The following is a 1198-nucleotide window of genomic DNA, read 5'->3' as shown; positions in this document are numbered from 1 at the left end:
AGATCGGAAGTCTGATCAAGGAAGCGACGGCACGCGGCGGGGAGCTTCCAACCATCGATGGTGTCAGGAGACGCGTAAACGCCGGTGTGGCTCTGGACAAAAGCATCACCGTGGGCGAATGGCTGGATAATTGGCTCAACGGGAAGAGAGACATCAAGAAGACCACGCGGAACGGCTACGAGTCCAATATCCGCGTGTACCTCAAACCACACCTCGGCCATCTTCCACTCGACAAGCTTCAGATAAGCCAGATTGACGCCATGTTCGACCGAATACAAGAAGCGGACGACGAGCTTACGGAACTACGGGAACGTGCAAGCCGGGGCGAAGAGGTCGATTTCAACAGACGGCAAAGAATAACGAGCGCAGCGACCCGACAGCGTATCCGCGCTACTCTGCGGTCTTCCCTTTCTGCCGCAATCAAGCGAGAACTCATCGCTAGCAATCCGGCGAAGCACGTCAGCTTGGCGTCCGGCAAGCGGCCGAAGGCACTCGTGTGGACACGGGCGCGGACCGAGAACTGGTGGGCAGGGTACAGCCGCGCCATCTCCCAGCTCGACGAACGCGCCCGTAAAAGCGTGGTACGCCAGTTCAAGCTCTGGAAGGAAACACCCCGGCCGTCCAAAGTCATGGTGTGGACACCCGAACAGACCGGCGCCTTTCTCGATGATGTGACCTCGGATCGACTCTCCCCCTGCCTGCACCTCATCGTGTTCAGTGGGCTACGGAGAGGGGAGGCCTGCGGCGTGTCGTGGCCGGACATCGACCTGGACGACGGCGTGCTGCACGTCTCCTGGCAACTCGTCCTCCACGGCTGGGAGGTGGCCGGCGACACCCCGAAAGCCGACAGCGTCCGCGACATCCCCCTCGACCCCGTCACCATCGCCGTCCTGCGCTGGTGGCGCGGCCAGCAAGACCGCGAACGCGACGGCTGGGACCCAGCATGGACGGACTCGGTCCGCGTCTTCACCCGTGAAGACGGCAGCGACATCCATCCCTCGTTCCTGAGCTACCGCTTCCAGCGACTTGCCTTCGCGGCGCAGCTCCCACCCATCCGGCTCCACGACCTCCGACACGGAGCCGCCACCCTCGCCCTCGCCGGCGGCACCGACCTCAAAATCGTCCAAGAGCTCCTCGGGCACTCCTCGATCACCATCACCGCCGACACCTACACCTCCGTACTGCCCGACCTCACCCG

General features: G+C 63.0%; 1 protein-coding gene. It reads left to right on the top strand.

Going from position 1 to position 1198, the window contains the following annotated elements; all coding sequences use genetic code 11:
• A partial coding sequence (gene xerC / locus MJ783_RS22635) for a tyrosine recombinase XerC (protein WP_239313778.1) occupies nucleotides 1–1198 on the top strand: 1198 nt, incomplete at both ends.

The organism is Protofrankia sp. Cj3 (genome assembly GCF_917627355.1).
GTDB lineage: Bacteria > Actinomycetota > Actinomycetes > Frankiales > Frankiaceae > Protofrankia.
This window is presented reverse-complemented; position numbering and strand designations above follow the sequence as displayed.